13 protein-coding genes are annotated in these 16,564 nt (G+C 71.4%); 9 read left to right on the top strand and 4 right to left on the bottom strand.

Annotation, left to right across the window (positions count from 1 at the left end):
- The first annotated feature begins 294 nt into the window (after nucleotides 1-294).
- The 4 genes from KU893_RS02915 to KU893_RS02900 all read left to right on the top strand — a co-directional run bounded on the left by KU893_RS02915 (nucleotide 295) and on the right by KU893_RS02900 (nucleotide 6,423).
- Entirely contained in the window at nucleotides 295-1,923 is a 1,629-nt protein-coding gene (locus KU893_RS02915; RefSeq protein WP_218232826.1) for an alkaline phosphatase D family protein, read from the top strand.
- Between the two features lie 183 nt (nucleotides 1,924-2,106).
- A complete protein-coding gene (gene hflX, locus KU893_RS02910; protein ID WP_218232825.1) occupies nucleotides 2,107-3,597 on the top strand; it encodes a GTPase HflX in 1,491 nt (496 codons plus the stop codon).
- Nucleotides 3,598-3,661: 64 nt separating this feature from the next.
- Nucleotides 3,662-4,333: an SGNH/GDSL hydrolase family protein gene (locus KU893_RS02905; RefSeq protein ID WP_218232824.1), complete on the top strand. Its 672-nt coding sequence runs from the start codon at nucleotides 3,662-3,664 to the stop codon at nucleotides 4,331-4,333.
- A gap of 50 nt (nucleotides 4,334-4,383) precedes the next feature.
- Nucleotides 4,384-6,423: an ATP-dependent DNA helicase gene (locus KU893_RS02900; protein ID WP_257440832.1), complete on the top strand. Its 2,040-nt coding sequence runs from the start codon at nucleotides 4,384-4,386 to the stop codon at nucleotides 6,421-6,423.
- On the opposite strand, the gene KU893_RS02895 is transcribed toward KU893_RS02900, so the two are convergent.
- Complete coding sequence (locus KU893_RS02895; protein WP_218232823.1) at nucleotides 6,401-7,972, bottom strand: MXAN_6640 family putative metalloprotease; 1,572 nt, start codon at nucleotides 7,970-7,972, stop codon at nucleotides 6,401-6,403. The genes KU893_RS02900 and KU893_RS02895 overlap by 23 nt on opposite strands.
- Nucleotides 7,973-8,038: 66 nt before the next feature.
- Nucleotides 8,039-8,797, bottom strand: coding sequence for a transcriptional repressor LexA (gene lexA, locus KU893_RS02890; protein WP_218232822.1), 759 nt, complete (start codon nucleotides 8,795-8,797; stop codon nucleotides 8,039-8,041).
- A gap of 279 nt (nucleotides 8,798-9,076) precedes the next feature.
- On the opposite strand from lexA, the gene KU893_RS02885 reads away from it, so the two are divergent.
- Nucleotides 9,077-9,457 (top strand): LysM peptidoglycan-binding domain-containing protein, encoded by a 381-nt coding sequence (locus KU893_RS02885; RefSeq protein ID WP_218232821.1) that lies wholly within the window; start codon nucleotides 9,077-9,079, stop codon nucleotides 9,455-9,457.
- 128 nt (nucleotides 9,458-9,585) lie between these two features.
- Here KU893_RS02885 and KU893_RS02880 read toward each other — a convergent pair whose 3' ends face one another.
- Nucleotides 9,586-9,918: a hypothetical protein gene (locus KU893_RS02880; protein WP_218232820.1), complete on the bottom strand. Its 333-nt coding sequence runs from the start codon at nucleotides 9,916-9,918 to the stop codon at nucleotides 9,586-9,588.
- Nucleotides 9,919-9,982: 64 nt separating this feature from the next.
- A complete protein-coding gene (locus tag KU893_RS02875; protein WP_218232819.1) occupies nucleotides 9,983-10,498 on the bottom strand; it encodes a hypothetical protein in 516 nt (171 codons plus the stop codon).
- A 333-nt stretch (nucleotides 10,499-10,831) separates the two neighbouring features.
- Here KU893_RS02875 and nrdR point away from each other — a divergent pair, with 333 nt between their 5' ends.
- From nrdR to KU893_RS02855, 4 genes are all read left to right on the top strand, one after another.
- On the top strand, nucleotides 10,832-11,323 hold the full coding sequence (gene nrdR, locus KU893_RS02870) for a transcriptional regulator NrdR (RefSeq protein WP_218232818.1): 492 nt from the start codon (nucleotides 10,832-10,834) through the stop codon (nucleotides 11,321-11,323).
- 141 nt (nucleotides 11,324-11,464) lie between these two features.
- Nucleotides 11,465-14,353, top strand: a complete 2,889-nt coding sequence (locus KU893_RS02865; protein WP_218232817.1) for a vitamin B12-dependent ribonucleotide reductase — start codon at nucleotides 11,465-11,467, stop codon at nucleotides 14,351-14,353.
- A 343-nt stretch (nucleotides 14,354-14,696) separates the two neighbouring features.
- Nucleotides 14,697-15,293 carry a dihydrofolate reductase family protein gene (locus tag KU893_RS02860; protein WP_257440831.1) on the top strand — a complete coding sequence of 199 codons (597 nt, stop codon included), beginning with the start codon at nucleotides 14,697-14,699 and terminating at the stop codon, nucleotides 15,291-15,293.
- A 554-nt stretch (nucleotides 15,294-15,847) separates the two neighbouring features.
- On the top strand, nucleotides 15,848-16,564 hold a 717-nt coding region (locus KU893_RS02855), incomplete at its 3' end, for a DUF222 domain-containing protein (protein WP_218232816.1).

The following is a 16,564-nucleotide window of genomic DNA, read 5'->3' as shown; positions in this document are numbered from 1 at the left end:
GTCGTCCCGGGCCCGGGAACCGGGGTCGATCGCACTCTCCGGCGACCCAGGTCGCAGGAAGAGGAAGCTGCCGACGATGACGATGACGGAGGCGATGGCGATCAGTACGAACGTCCTGCTCTCGCCCCCCGGCCGAAGAGCACGCACACCACGGCAACGAGCCACCGCCCTCGGTCGCTATGGCCGCGAGCCCCCCATTCGACGTGTTCCGTCCCACGGTGTCCCTCCCGTGTTCACCGACGCGCAGCATCCTGATCAGGAGGCGGTCGTCGCGAGGCGGTTCCCTGACGCAACGTGACGCTGCTCTGGGACGACCAGACCCGCCTGACCGACCGCCTGGGAGAGCTCCGGGTCGGCCGTCGTACGACGATCGTGGCCGGCCTGTCCGGGGCCTCGGTCCCCGCCCTCGGGCTGCTCGGCCGCTCACCCGCCTTCGTCGAGCGGCGGCCCGACCTGACCTCGGGCGTGCGCAGTGGCGAGGTGACCACCAGCTCCGCCGTGATCTGGTCGCGCGGCCTCGCACCGAGCCGGCTGATGGTCCGGATGCAGAGCAACGGCCGACACCGGCGGGTCGTCCGCGGCCCGTGGACCGACGAGCGAGCCGACTTCACCGCCCGCGTGCACCTCACCGACCTCGCGCCGGGCCGCGCCTACGACGCCGAGGTGTGGTTCGAGAGCCCCGACGGCGAGCGCAGCGCCCCCCAGTCGCTCACCTTCGCGACCGCACCCATCCACGCCGCCGCGCAGTCGATCGTGTGGTCGGGCGACACCTGCGGCCAGGGGTGGGGGATCGACCGGGCCCGGGGCGGCCTGACGACGTACCGCACCATGCTCGGGCTGCGCCCCGACCTCTTCGTCCACGTCGGCGACACCATCTACGCCGACGAGCCGATGGACGAGACGGTCCTGCTCCCCGACGGCTCCACCTGGCGCAACGAGCTCACCGAGGACGTGATGGTCGTCTCGGAGACCCTCGACCAGCTCCGCGGCCGGCACCGCTACCCGCTGCGCGACGACCACGTCCGCGCCTTCCACGCCTCCGTCCCGACCGTGGCGATGTGGGACGACCACGAGACCTGCAACAACTGGTGGCCCGGCGAGACCATCGACGACGAGCGGTACGGCGAGCGCCGGGCCGACGTGCTCGCGACCCGGGGGCGCCGGGCCTGGCAGGAGTACCAGCCGGTCCCGGTCAGGCGGCTGGTGGCCACCGGTGGCGACGGGTTCGTCGGCCGGCGGCTCTACCGCAGGGTCCCGCGCGGCCAGCACCTCGACCTGTTCTGCCTCGACATGCGCAGCTGGCGCGGTCCCAACCCGGACACCGACCCGGCGGTCGCCGCCGACCGGCCCCAGGCCGGCCTGCTCGGCGCCGACCAGGAGGAGTGGCTGGTCCGCAGCCTGCGCTCCTCGACGGCGACCTGGAAGGCGATCTGCACCGACATGCCCCTCTCGGCGCCCACCAACCGGGTCACCGACCTCGACGGGTACGCCAACAAGGACGGCGGCCGTCCGCTCGGCCGCGAGCCCGAGCTGGCCCGGATCCTCTCGGCCATCAAGCGGCACGGCATCCGCAACGTCATCTGGCTCACCGGCGACGTCCACTACACCGCCGCCTACCGCTACACCCCGGAGAGGGCGAGCTTCACCGACTTCGACCCGTTCTGGGAGTTCATCTCCGGCCCGGTCGCGTCCTCGCCGTTCTGGCTCAAGGACGACGAGCTCGACTCGACCTTCGGCCCCGAGGTCGTCTTCTCCCAGGGCGAGGCCGAGGTCGGCAGGCTCGACGTCGCCCCGCACCCCACCAACCAGTACTTCGGACAGCTCGACCTGGCCGCCTCCGGCCTGCTCACCGTGCGGCTCTACGACGGCGCGGGCAGCGTGCTGTGGGAGCGGGCGCTGGAGCCGGAGCCCTCCGGTGGTTGAGGTGCGAGCGCAGCGAGCGTCACCGGTGGTTGAGGTGCGAGCGCAGCGAGCGTCACCGGTGGTTGAGGTGCGAGCGCAGCGAGCGTCACCGGTGGTTGAGGTGCGAGCGCAGCGAGCCTCGAAACCTCCGGAGCCGTAATCGGGAAGCATCTCGGCACCCTCGTCGTTACGCTGGATACGCCTATGACGAACCATGCTGAAGACTTCTCCCTCGACGCCGCGCTGCGTGCCACCGAGGGCTGGGACGACCCCGACGCCGAATTCGACGACTTCGAGTCCGGCTACGCCGACCAGCCCGATCCCGAGGACCTGACGACCGGCGCTCTCGACCTGGTCGAGCGCCACGAGCTGCGCCGGGTCGCCGGCCTGCGCACCGAGCTCGAGGACATCACCGAGGTCGAGTACCGCCAGCTGCGCCTCGAGCGCGTGGTCCTCGTCGGTGTGTGGACCGGCGGTGCGATCGCGGAGATCGAGAACGCGATGGCCGAGCTCGCGCTGCTCGCCGAGACGGCGGGCTCGGAGGTGCTCGACGCGATCTACCAGCGCCGGCAGTCGCCCGACCCCGCGACCTACATCGGTCGCGGCAAGGTCGACGCCCTGCGCGAGATCGTGCAGGCCACCGGCGCCGACACGGTGATCTGCGACGGCGAGCTCGCCCCGTCCCAGCTGCGCAACCTGGAGGACCGGGTCAAGGTCAAGGTCGTCGACCGGACGGCGCTGATCCTCGACATCTTCGCCCAGCACGCGAAGTCCCGGGAGGGCCAGGCCCAGGTCGAGCTCGCGCAGCTCAACTACATGAAGCAGCGGCTGCGTGGTTGGGGTGGCAACCTGTCGCGCCAGGCCGGTGGCCGCGCCGCCGGCGGTGAGGGCATCGGTGGCCGTGGTCCCGGTGAGACCAAGATCGAGACCGACCGCCGTCGCATCAACGACAAGATCGCCAAGCTACGCCGCGACCTGAAGGTGATGAAGGGGACCCGCGACACCAAGCGCCAGGAGCGCCGTCGCAACGAGATCCCGTCGGTCGCGATCGCCGGCTACACCAACGCCGGCAAGTCCTCGCTGCTCAACCGCCTCACCGGCGCCGGCGTGCTCGTCGAGGACGCCCTGTTCGCGACGCTCGACCCGACCACCCGTCGTACGGCGACCGCCGACGGCCGGGTCTACACGATGAGCGACACGGTCGGCTTCGTCCGGCACCTCCCGCACCAGCTGGTCGAGGCGTTCCGCTCGACGCTGGAGGAGGTCGCCGACGCCGACCTGATCGTGCACGTCGTCGACGGCTCGCACCCCGACCCCGAGGGCCAGCTGGCCGCGGTGCGCGAGGTGCTGGCCGAGATCGGCGCGACCGAGGTCCCCGAGCTGGTCGTGGTCAACAAGATCGACGCCGCCGACCCGGTCGTGGTCGACCGGGTGCTGCGCCGCGAGCCCCACGCGGTCGCGGTCTCCGCCCGCACGGGCGAGGGCATCGCCGCCGCGATCGCCGCCGTCGAGGCCGAGCTCCCGCGCCCGCGCGTCGAGTTCACCGCGCTGGTTCCCTACGCCCGCGGCGACCTGATCGACCGCATCCACAAGGACGGCGAGATCGGCGCCCTCGAGCACACCGCCGAGGGGACCCGGGTCACCGGTCGCGCCACCGAGGCGCTCGCCGGCGAGCTGGCGGCGTACGCCGTGTGACGCTTCGGCGCCGACTTCCCCGATTCGCCCACCCCGACCTCCGGTACGAGGCGATGATCCAGGAGTGACTCGGCGCCGACTCCTCCTGGGGCTGCTCGCGCTCGTCCTCGCCGTCGCGGCGAGCACGACGCTGCTGGCCCGCGCCGGCGCGGGCTCGGAGTCGTGCGCGGTGAAGGGGGAGCAGGCCGAGGAGAGGGGAGTGCTGGTGAGCGGATCGGGTGCACGGGTGCTGGTGATCGGCGACTCCTACGCGGTCGGCGGCGGCGTGCTGCCCGACCAGTCCTGGCCGCTGCGGCTGCCCGGCCGGGTCCGCGTCGACGGGTTCTCCGGCAGCGGGTTCACCGTGGGCGCGAGCCCGTGCGGCGACGTCTCGTACGCCACCCGGGCCGCCCGCGCCCGGCTCGCCGGCGTCGACCTGGTCGTCGTCGAGGGCGGGCTCAACGACGCCGACCAGCCGCTGGCCGACCTCGAGGCCGGCTACGAGCGGCTCGTCCGGGCGCTCGGCGACCGGCCGGTGCTCGTCGTCGGCCCGCCGCCCGCGCCCCTGCTGCCGTACGACGACGTGGCGGCCGTCGACGCGACGCTGGCCCGACTCGCGGCGGCCCGGGGGACGCCGTACCTGTCCATGCTCGACGTCGAGCTGAGCTACCTGCCCGATCTGCTGCACCCCGACGCCGCCGGCCACCGGGTGTTCGGCGACCGGGTCGCGGAGCGGGTGCGCGAGCTCCTGCGCTGAGCTGTGGAGGGGCGCGCGAGAGCGTCGGTGCCACCCTCTAGGGTTTCCCGGTGACCACCACCGCTGCCGACCGGACCGCGCCGGTTCGTGACCTGCTCGCGACGGCGGTGGCCGCGCTCGGCGGCCAGCAGCGTGACGGCCAGGTCGCGATGGCCGAGGCGGTCGCCGAGGCCTTCGCCGACAAGGAGCACCTCCTCGTCCAGGCCGGCACCGGCACCGGAAAGTCCCTCGGCTACCTCGTCCCCGCCCTGCTCCACGACCAGCGCGTCGTCATCGCGACCGCGACCCTCGCGCTCCAGCACCAGCTGGTCGAGCGCGACCTGCCGCGGCTGGTGAAGGCCGTCGGGACGGTGCCCGGCGTCGACGCGTCGTACGCCGTGCTCAAGGGGCGCTCCAACTACGCCTGCCTCCACCGGGTCCGTGAGGGAGCGCCCGACGACCAGGGCCAGCTGATCCAGGCCGAGGACGCGATGGGCGCGATGGGGCGCAAGGTCCTCGAGCTGCGCGCCTGGGCGGAGAAGGCGGCCGAGGAGCGGCAGACCGGGGAGCGCGACGACGCCCCGCGGCACACCGACAAGGAGTGGCGCCAGGTCAGCGTCTCCGCCCGCGAGTGCGTGGGCGCGACGAAGTGTCCGTTCGGCGAGGAGTGCTTCGCCGAGCGCGCCAAGGAGAAGGCGCAGAAGTCCCACCTCATCGTCACCAACCACTCGCTGCTCGCCATCGACGCGATCGAGGGGATCCCGATGATCCCGGAGTACGACGCCGTGGTCATCGACGAGGCCCACGAGCTCGCCGCGCGGGTCACCCAGGCCGCCACCGACGAGCTGTGGGCCGCCGAGGTCGAGCGGGCCGCCCGGCGCAGCATCCGCCACGTCGAGGGCGACGAGGCCGACGAGCTCGCCGACGCCGCCGACGCCCTGCGTGCCGCGGTGAGCGAGGCGCCGGCGGGCCGGTTCGAGACCGTGCCGGAGGCGGTGGCCGACGCGCTCGTGCTGGTCCGCGACGCGGCCCGCGCGTGTGCCGGTGCGTTCCCCAAGGCCGAGGCCGGCAGCGACCCGGACGCCGCCATGACCCAGGCCAAGGGCATGGTCCAGGAGGTCTTCGCGACCGCCGAGCGGATGGCTGCCAACTCCGAGGCCGACGTGCTGTGGCGTACCGAGGGGACCGATCGGATCCCGCCGATGCTCTGCGTCGCGCCGCTGCAGGTCTGGGCCCAGATGCGCGACAAGCTGCTGGCCGACAACACGGTCGTGCTGACCTCGGCCACCTTGATGCTCGGCGGTGACTTCGCCACCGTCGCGGGCTCGGTCGGTCTCAAGCCCTCCGAACGCGTCCACGACCGCCCGGAGGTGGAGGAGGTCGCGCCGCGACCGTCACGAGACGGCGACGGCTCCCGGCTCGCCGACGCCCAGCCCTGGCGTGGGCTCGACGTCGGCAGCCCGTTCGACTACGCCAGGCAGGGCATCCTCTACGTCGCCCGCCACCTGCCGCCGCCGGGGCGCGACGGGCTCGGCCCGGCCCAGCTCGACGAGATCACCGAGCTCGTCGACCGGGCCGACGGGCGCACCCTCGGGCTGTTCTCCAGCCGGCGGGCCGCCGAGGCCGCCGCCGAGCACGTCCGCAAGGCGCTGCCCCACCTGACCACCCTCGCGCAGGGGGAGGCCCAGCTGCCCGAGCTGGCTCGCCAGTTCGTCGCGGACCCTCACACCTGCCTGTTCGGCACCCTCGGCCTGTGGCAGGGGCTCGACGTCCCCGGCGACACCTGCCAGCTGGTGATCATCGACCGGATCCCGTTCCCGCGCCCCGACGACCCGCTGATGAGCGCGCGCCAGAAGGCCGCCGACCAGGCCGGCGGCAACGGCTTCATGCAGGTCGCCGCCACCCACGCCGCGCTCCTGCTCGCGCAGGGCGCCGGGCGCCTGATCCGCACGACCGACGACCGCGGCGTGGTCGCGGTGCTCGATCCCCGGCTGGTCACCGCCCGCTACGGCTCGTTCCTCAAGGCCAGCCTGCCGCCCATGTGGACGACGACCGACCCGGAGGTCGTCCGCCAGGCGCTCGGCCGGCTCAGCGGACGACCGACGCGCTGACCGTGGCGGTGCCGTCGCGCTTGCCCGAGTTGGCGAAGGTGATCTCGACCCACTTGATCTTCTTGCCGAAGGCGAACCGCTTGGTCTTGTCGCCCTTGCCGTTGATCTTGACCCGCTGGGTCACCGGCGGGTGGCCCTTGCGCCTGATCGTCACCAGGACGTAGCCGCCCCGCTTGCGCGAGGGCCCGTCGACATGGACCCGCAGGTGCGCCCGCCCGGCGACCTTGGAGCGGAACCGGACGGTCTGCGAGGCGAGGTTGTCGAGGTCGGTGCTGGCCGAGAACGAGCGCCGGGAGCCGCTCAGCTTCACGCCGCGCCACAGGCGGGCGCGCGGGTAGGCCGCGCCCTCGGAGTAGTTCGCGGCGGGGCGGCGGTTGGCCGCCGAGAACCAGGCGAACTGGGTGCGCAGGTCGGTGCCGCGCGCGCTGAGGGCGGCACCGATGGCCTGGCGCGCGTCCGGGGCGCCTGCCGCGGTCTCCCAGATGTCGCGCACGATCACCGGCATGCCGGCCGGACCGTTGAGGGCGGGGAAGCGCTCGCTGAGGTACTTGAAGAAGATCCAGGCCCCGTACGGCGCGATCCCGCGCCGGTGGTCCATCGACTGTGCGGGCTTCCGCAGCGGGCCGCCCTTGAGGTACTGGCGGTTGTCGTTGATGTCGTCGTAGACCTCGTCCTCGGCCCACGTCGCGGTGGCCTCGAGCAGCCAGCCCTCCTCGTTGACGTCGTAGGCGAACTGCACGGCGTGGAAGTACTCGTGCGCCGCCGTCACCTGGAGGTTGCCGAGCGGTCCGGGCACCGGGCCGTACTCGGCGTAGTCGTTGTCGAGCACGCAGTAGGCCGGAGCGGTGATGTGCCCGGACACGCGGGTGTCCGTGGTGCAGTAGCCGTACAGGCCACGCTCGCCGAGGTTGGCGAGGTAGACGTCGAAGACGTTGACGCCGTTGTTGGGGACGGCGGTCTTGGTGCCGTTGAGGCCGTCGCCCTGGGGCAGCCGGTAGCCCGCGTCGACGTAGCGGTTGCGCACGTTCTTCATCACGTCGAGGACCGTGCCGGGGTAGCCGGGCTCCCTCGGCGCGTCGGCGCTCGAGGTCACGTAGTGCACGCAGATCCCGTCGCCGCAGGTGGCGGTCTCCGTGGTGCCGTCGGCGTAGCACGGCAGGGGCGAGCCCGGCGTGCACTCGATGCCGTTGACCGGGTCGTCGCGCCGCGGGCGGGCGAGCAGCCGGGCGGCGTCGTCCTGCAGGCTGGTGGGCAGGTCGTCGCGGGTGACCGCGAGGTCGCGCAGCGCCACGGTCAGCTCGGCGTCGGAGATGGCGTCGGCCACGGCCGGACCGGTGGTGCCCGCCGTCGGGTCGACGATGTCCTGCACCGTCTCCAGCGCCTGCTCGGCCGCGGCCCGCGCGACGACGTCGTCGACGTCGATCGGGACCGGGGTGTCGGCCTGGGCGGCGGTGCCCAGGAAGGGCACCGCCAGCAGGGCAGCGAGCAGCGCGCTGACCAACAGCGAGAAGGGCAGCCCGAGGAGGGGGAAGTGGCTGCGACGAGGCATCAGGACCGGCCTTCGGTATGGCGATAGGACGGTCCGACCCTATGCCACTCCTGATGGAGGCGGACCTCAAACCCTCCGCAACACCGCCGTGACCTTGCCGAGGATGGTCGCGTTGGTGCCGTCGATCGGCTCGAACGCCGGGTTGTGGGGGAGCAGCCAGACCTGGCCGCCCTTGCGCTGGAAGGTCTTGACGGTGGCCTCGCCGTCGATCATCGCGGCGACGATCTCGCCGTTCTCGGCGGTCGGCTGCTGGCGGATCACGACGTAGTCGCCGTCGCAGATGGCGGCCTCGATCATCGACTCTCCGCTGACCTCGAGAAGGAACAGCTGGCCGTCCCCGACGAGCTGGCGCGGGAGCGGGAAGACGTCCTCGATGCGCTCCTCGGCGAGGATCGGGCCACCGGCGGCGATCCGGCCGACGACGGGCACGTTGGCGGGCACCGGCGCGGCGTCGCCGATCCCGGTCTCGTCGTACGTCGCGCGGTCGGGGTCCTCGACGTTGCCGATGGCGCGGCGGGCGGCCATCACCTCGGGCAGGAAGACCTCGAGGGCGCGCGGCCGGTTGGGGTCGCGCTTGAGGTAGCCCTTCTCCTCGAGGGTGCGCAGCTGGTGGGCGACGCTGGAGGTGCTGGTGAGCCCGACCGCCTGGCCGATCTCGCGCATGCTCGGCGGGTAGCCCCGCTTCTCGATGCTGTCCTTGATGTGGGCCAGGACCCGCTGCTGGCGCGGGGTCAGGCCGGTCGCGTCGGCGGGTCCGTCGGGCAGCTCCGTGACGCTGCTCGCCCGCCCGCCGCCCGTGCGCTCAGTGCCCTTGCGGTCAGCCATGGATCGCCCTCCAGATCGGGTCGGGTGGTGCGGCCCGGATCGACCGGGCCCGTGGCACGACGGTAACGAACCGGCCCGGCGGTTTCAAACATCTGTTCGAAGCGCGTGTCGCGACACGCCGGTCGAACGAACTTTCGAACGGTGCTGGAAATGTTCGAACACCTGATCTAGTCTCGTACACATGTTCGATCGAACGTCTGGTCGAACACCTTCCGTCGGACCCCCTGGCTACAACCTCCCTGGTCGCAGTCAGCCCCGTCCCTTCCCCCGGAGGTCACCATGAGCACCGTCACCCTCGCCCCGCGCGTCGCCCCCGTCCGTCGTCCGACGAGCGTCGCCGTACGCCGCCCCGCTGCCCGCGGGCAGGTCCGGCTGACCCGGCGCGGCCGCGCGCTCGTCTTCCTGCTGGCCCTCGCCGCCGTCGCGCTCGCCGCGATCTGGCTGGCGGCCGGCTCGGCGGCGACCCGCGTCGACGGCGGCGACCCGCAGGTGCGGTTGGTGACGGTCGCCCCCGGCGACACCCTGTGGGACATCGCCAGCGACGCCGCGGCGACCTCGGGCGACGACGTGCGCGACATGATGGACACCATCCAGCAGCTCAACACGATCGACGGCAGTGTCGTCTACGTCGGTCAGGAGCTGCGGGTCCCCACGCGCTAGGCGCTGGGCCACGACTTCTCCGCTGCCTCGACCCCAGCGGAGATGGGGAAGACGAGGGGCGGGATCCGACCGAACCGGATCCCGCCCCTCGCGCGTCTCGCGGGCTCGGGTGCCCTCGGGTGCGCGACTCAGCGGGCGGCGCGCTTGCCGCCCTTGGGGGCGGCGGGGTCGCGCTTGGGGCGCGGCGCGTGGTGGTCGGCGCTGAAGCCGAGGGCGTGGGAGAGCCGGATGGCCAGCATGAAGGTGAGGAAGAGGCAGAGCATGGCGCCCAGGGAGGCCACGACGAGCAGCGCCCACGCGCTGGTCTTGCCGTCGTGGCGGGCCGTGGCGCCGAAGTCGATGGCGGCCACCACGAGGTATCCCCACGCCACGATGGACGCGGTCACGCCGACGGCGATCAGCGCCAGCGCGGGGCGGAACCTCGCCTTCGTCCGATCGCCAGCCCGCTTGCCACCCGTCACGGCGGTCATTGTTGCTGATGGGTGGCTGGATTGCTCAGCCAACGCGCCATCGGGGTCGGCCCGGTCAGTCCGCGGTGGAGACGATGTAGGAGATCTGGGCGCCGTCTGCGCCCTCGGACGCGGTCAGCACCAGGCGGTACGCGTCGCTCTTCAGCTGGGCGTAGTTGCCGGACTCGATCCCGTCGATCGCGAACCCGGCGTCCTCGAGCGCGGCCTTCGCCTCCTCGAAAGCGTCGTCCGGGCTGGCGTCGGTCGTGGTGGCGACCGTCCACCCCTTCGTGCCGTCGGTGGTGGAGGAGGTGCCGATCGTCACCTCGCCGACGAGCGGGACCTCGTCGCGCGGGAAGTCGTCGGGAAGCTCGGAGCCGTACTGCACGGCGCCGTCGCTGCCCTCGATCTTGACGTTGTCGCCGTCGATGTCGACGTCCACGTCGCCGCCGTTGGCGTCCTCGATGGCCTTCTCGGCGGCGTTCTCGGCGGCGTCGTCGCCGCAGGCGGCCAGGCCCAGGGGGAGGAGGGCGGCGGCCGCGACGGCGATCGCGGCCCGGCGGGTGCGGGAGGTGCGGGTGCGGACGGACATGGCCTCTCCAGGGGGATGCGGGGGTCGGCGTACGGGTGCGCAACGCCGCTCGGAAACCTACCGCTGCGCGGGTCTCGTGCGGGGTGACCTGCACAAACTCGCCGGTGATCGGCCCGGCGCCGAACTCGTGGCGACCCGCGCTTGCATCAGTGGTGGCCGGGGCGTACGGTTACCACTACATCTAGTAGTTACAACTATGTAGTTCTCCACATCTAGTCCACAGAGTGACGTCCCGTCACTCACAGGGCCGGAGTGGAAACCCACAGATCGCCCCACCTTTTCCACAGGCTGGGGACCTTGTTCACAGCTCGCCGCCTCGGGAGGAGGGGAACCATGCACTGTCCGTACTGCAAGCACCACGACACCAAGGTCCTCGACTCCCGCGTCGCCGACGACGGCTGCTCGATCCGGCGCCGCCGGGTCTGCCAGTCGCCGAGCTGTGAGAAGCGGTTCACGACCGTCGAGGCCATGCAGCTGACCGTGCTCAAGCGCTCCGGCGCCACCGAGCCGTTCACCCGCGAGAAGGCCGTCGCCGGCGTCCGCAAGGCCTGCAAGGGTCGCCCGGTGGACGAGGACGACCTGGCCCGGCTGGGCCAGGAGGTCGAGGACCAGCTCCGGCTGGCCGGCAGCCCCGAGATCGCCGCCCACGAGGTGGGCCTGGCGATCCTCCCGCCGCTGCGTCGCCTCGACGAGGTCGCCTACCTCCGCTTCGCCTCCGTCTACCGCGGCTTCGACTCGGCCGCCGACTTCGAGAACGAGATCTCCCTGATGCGGGCCGAGCGCCAGCTCCAGTCCGAGGGACCTCAGCCCGCCACGACGGGCTGACCACAAACGCCCGGCAGGTAGTGGGGAAGCTGCCTGCCGGGCCACCATCTTCCCCTTCCGGGCAGGAGCCTGTTGCTCCTGCTGCATCGCCGACGACCGCACGCCGCACAGACCCGCCGCACAGAGGAGACCAGGAGAGCCATGACCGAGACGGCCCGCAGCCACACGCCCAGCGAGACGGCGCGCTACCCCAAGAAGGGACTGAAGATCCAGCGGGTCTTCAGCACCGAGGGGGTGCACCCGTACGACGAGATCACCTGGGAGCGGCGCGACGTCGTCCAGACCAACTGGAGGACCGGCGAGACCGTCTTCGAGCAGCTCGGTGTCGAGTTCCCCGAGTTCTGGTCGCTCAACGCCTCCACCATCGTCACCACCAAGTACTTCCGCGGCGCCGTCGGCACGCCGGAGCGGGAGCGCGGCCTCAAGCAGCTCATCGACCGGGTCGTGTCGACCTACGTCAAGGCGGGCAAGGAGAACGGCTACTTCGCGAGCGCGGCGGACGCGGAGGTCTTCGAGCACGAGCTGACCTGGCTGCTGGCCAACCAGTACTTCTCCTTCAACTCCCCGGTCTGGTTCAACGTCGGCACCACCGCTCCGCAGCAGGTCTCGGCCTGCTTCATCCTCTCCGTCGACGACTCCATGGACTCGATCCTCAACTGGTACAAGGAGGAGGGCTTCATCTTCAAGGGCGGCTCCGGTGCCGGCCTGAACCTCTCCCGGATCCGCTCTTCCAAGGAGCTCCTCAGCAGCGGCGGCACGGCGTCCGGCCCGGTCTCCTTCATGCGCGGCGCCGACGCGTCGGCCGGCACCATCAAGTCGGGCGGCGCGACGCGTCGCGCGGCCAAGATGGTCGTCCTCGACGTCGACCACCCCGACATCGAGGAGTTCGTCGAGACGAAGTGGCGCGAGGAGGACAAGATCCGCGCCCTGCGCGACGCCGGGTTCGACATGGACCTCGGCGGCAAGGACATCACCTCGGTCCAGTACCAGAACGCCAACAACTCCGTGCGCGTCAACGACGAGTTCATGCGCGCCGTCGAGAACGGCACCGAGTTCGGCTTGCGCGCCCGGATGACCGGCGAGGTCATCGAGACCGTCGACGCGCGCACCCTGTTCCGCAAGATCAGCGAGGCCGCCTGGGCCTGCGCCGACCCGGGCCTGCAGTACGACGACACGATCAACGACTGGCACACCAACCCCGAGACCGGCCGGATCACCGCGTCCAACCCGTGCTCGGAGTACATGTCGCTCGACAACTCCTCGTGCAACCTGGCCTCGCTGAACCTGCTCAAGTTCCTGCGCGACGACGACACCTTCGACGCCCCGCTGTTCGCGAAGGCCGTCGAGCTGATCATCACCGCGATGGACATCTCGATCTGCTTCGCCGACTTCCCGACCGAGCCGATCGGCGAGACCACCCGCAACTACCGCCAGCTCGGCATCGGCTACGCCAACCTCGGCGCGCTGCTCATGGCGATGGGTCTCGGCTACGACTCCGAGGGCGGTCGCGCGATGGCGGCCACCGTCACGTCGCTGATGACCGGTACGTCGTACCGCCGCTCGGCCGAGCTCGCCGCGATCGTCGGCCCCTACAACGGCTACGCCCGCAACGCCGAGGCCCACCAGCGCGTGATGCGCAAGCACCAGGCCGCCAACGACGACGTGCGCACCCTGCACATCGCCGACGCCGAGGTCCACAAGCTGGCCACCGAGGAGTGGGCCAAGGTCGTCGACCTCGGCAAGACCAACGGCTTCCGCAACGCGCAGGCCTCGGTGCTCGCGCCCACCGGCACCATCGGCTTCATGATGGACTGCGACACCACCGGCATCGAGCCCGACTTCTCCCTGGTGAAGTTCAAGAAGCTCGTCGGCGGCGGTTCGCTGCAGATCGTCAACCAGACCATCCCGCGGGCCCTGAAGAAGCTCGGCTACGAGCCGGAGCTGATCGAGGCGATTGTCGCCTACATCGGCGAGCACGGCCACGTCGTCGACGCTCCCGGCCTCAAGCCGGAGCACTACGAGGTCTTCGACACCGCCATGGGCGAGCGTGCGCTCAAGCCCATGGGCCACGTCTTGATGATGGCCGCCTGCCAGCCGTTCCTGTCCGGCGCCATCTCCAAGACCGTCAACCTGCCCGAGTCGGCGTCGGTCGAGGAGATCGAGCAGATCTACATGGAGTCGTGGAAGCTCGGCCTCAAGGCCACCGCGATCTACCGCGACAACTGCAAGGTCGGCCAGCCGCTGGCCGACGGCGGCGGCAAGGCCAAGAAGGACGCCGCCGCGGCGGCCGACGCGGACGCCAAGGTCGTGGAGAAGGTCGTCGAGAAGGTCGTCTACGCGCCGACCCGCAAGCGCCTCCCGAAGTCCCGCCAGGCCCGCACCACCTCCTTCACGGTGGCCGGCGCCGAGGGCTACATGACCTCGGGCGCCCACGACGACAACACCCTCGGCGAGATCTTCCTCAAGCTCGGCAAGCAGGGCTCGACCCTCGCCGGCGTGATGGACGCCTTCTCGATCGCCGTGTCCATCGGCCTGCAGTACGGCGTCCCGCTCGAGACCTACGTCTCGAAGTTCACCAACCTGCGCTTCGAGCCCGCCGGCCTCACCGACGACCCGGACGTGCGGATGGCCCAGTCGATCATGGACTACGTCTTCCGCCGCCTGGCGCTCGACTACCTGTCCTTCGATGAGCGCTCGGCCCTCGGCATCTACTCCGCCGACGAGCGCCAGCGCCACCTCGAGACCGGCTCCTACGAGCCGATCGAGGAGACCGGCAACGCCTCCGAGCTCGTCGAGAGTGCCCCCGCCAAGGCGGCCCCGGTCGAGGCCGAGGTCGTCGAGGTCGCCGACGAGGACCCCCTCGCCGGCGCCCCCGAGGTGAAGGTCGCCAAGACCACCGCCGAACTCCTCGAGCAGATCACCGGCCATGCCGTCGACAGCCCGCTGTGCATGACGTGTGGCACGAAGATGCGGCCGGCCGGGTCCTGCTACGTCTGCGAGGGCTGCGGCAGCACCTCCGGCTGCAGCTGATCTGAGGTCGTCGCGAGACGACGGCGACGTACGACGGCCCGGTCCCTCCTCGGAGGGGCCGGGCCGTCGGCGTTCCTGCGGCCGGGCCTGCCCGGTGGTTGAGGTGCGAGGAGCGCCAGCGATGCGCCGCCCGGTGGTTGAGGTGCGAGGAGCGCCAGCGAAGCGCCGCCCGGTGGTTGAGGTGCGAGGAGCGCTAGCGACGAGCCGGCCCGGTGGTTGAGGTGCGAGGAGCGCTAGCGATGCGCCGCCCGGTGGTTGAGGTGCGAGGAGCGCTAGCGACGAGCCTCGAAACCCCCGGGCACCGATGAGAATGGGTGCGGTCGGGAGTCGGAGGTATCGACCGGTGAACGCGGGGCGCATCAAGGAGCGTGGCGAGATGAGACCACTTCGATACTCGATCAACCTCACCCTCGACGGCTGCTGCCATCACGAGGCCGGTCTCGCGCCGGACGCGGAGTCGATGCGCTACTGGACCGCCGAGATGGCGCGGGCCGATGCGCTGCTCTACGGCCGGGTGACCTACGAGATGATGGAGTCGGCCTGGCGGAGGCCGACGTCGGGCACCTGGCCGGACTGGATGGACGAGTGGGATGTCCCGTTCGCCGAGTCCATCGACCGGGCCAAGAAGTACGTCGTGTCGAGCACGCTGAGCGCGGTCGACTGGAATGCCGAGCTGGTGCAAGGCGACCTGGGTCAGGCGGTTCGGCGGCTCAAGCAGGCGCCAGGTGAGGGCCTGTGGCTGGGCGGGGTGACGCTGCCGCTGGCATTGGCGGATCTGGGACTGATCGATGAGTACGAGTTCGTCGTGCATCCGGTCCTTGCCGGACGCGGTCCGACGTTGCTCGCCGGTCTGCGCGAACGCATCGAGCTCGAGCTGGTGGATCGCCATGAGTTCCGGTCGGGGGCGCTCGTCCTGCGATATCGGCCCGCGCCTCCGTGACACTTCGGTCGTTGGGGTGCGTGGGCCGCGGGGTCTGCCGTTGCCGACCTGGCGCACGTCGGGTTCGGGCCGGTGGCGTCACTCGTGCCTGCTGGCGCCTGCCCGCGGTGGGTTGGTCGAACAGGGGCAAGCCATCGAGGAGCTGGTCGTCGAGGTAGCGGAACGGTGCTGCCGTCGAGGGCACGGCGCGAAGGCCCGTCGCGTGCATCTCGTCGTGCACGCTCATCGGTCCGCAGCGTAGACCCGAGACTCCAGCGCGGCTCGGACCCGGGCGGCTTGCCCCTGGTCTCGTCGCCCAGCCTCGACGGACTCGCCTTCGGGCGTCGGGTTCGGGGTGCGTCGTCAGGCCACTGTGAGATCGCGAGCCGGACACGGGGATCGATGGGTTCTTGGGCGGCCACGGCCCGACCTTCGGGGCAGGAGCGGCACCACCGACACCCCTCCCTATGTCACCGATGTCCTGATGCAGAACTGTCACCGATGTCCTGAGACATCACAAGGAACTCGCCCCCCGAGACTCTTGACTCGAACATGTGTTCGACTAGACTGAGCGCATGTCTTCTCTCGGGGCGCTCGACCAGGCCACAGCCGTGGCCGAGCGTGCCGCGGAGCTGGCCGGTGAGGACTGGGACGTGCTCGCCGGTCCGGACGCGGTGGCGGGCGTGGAGGCGATCACCGCCGCCCGTTCGTTTCTCGATGCCGCCCTGTTGCGGGGCATCGCACGTGTCGAGGCCACCGACGCGGTGCGTGGCCTCGGGTGGGCGACGGTCAAGGACTTCTTGACCCACCTCACCGGCGGCCACAAGGGCAGCGGTGGTGGGCTGGTCCGGGCGGTGGAGCAGCTGCGGGACCTGCCCGAGGTCCAGGCCGCGCTCGAGACTGGTCGGGTCACCCTGCCCCAGGCCCGCGCGATCGCGTCCAAGGTGCACACCCTGCCGCGGGTGCCGCAGTTCCGAACCGCGGTCGCCGGCGCGATGCTGGACCTGGTCGACACCCACGGCCACGACGCGTCCGGCCTGCAGACCGCGTTCAGCGACGTGGTGCGCGACCTCGACCCCGACAGCGCGATCGTCGACGCCGAGAAGGAGAAGGCGAAGGCCGAACGCGCTGCCCACCACGCCCGGCACCTGTCCTTCGCCGAGGACGGCCACGGCGGAGTGCGCCTCAAGGGCTACGGCACCGTCGAAGACGCGGAGAGGATCAAGGCCACCCTGCACCCCCTCGCGGCTCCGGTCGCCACCGAACCCGGTGCCTGTGGCGGGGTGAGCCGC

The sequence above is a fragment of the Nocardioides daeguensis genome (genome assembly GCF_019192965.1).
Lineage (GTDB): Bacteria > Actinomycetota > Actinomycetes > Propionibacteriales > Nocardioidaceae > Nocardioides > Nocardioides daeguensis.
The sequence above is the reverse complement of the archived record's forward strand: the minus strand, read 5'-3'. Positions and strand labels throughout refer to the sequence as shown.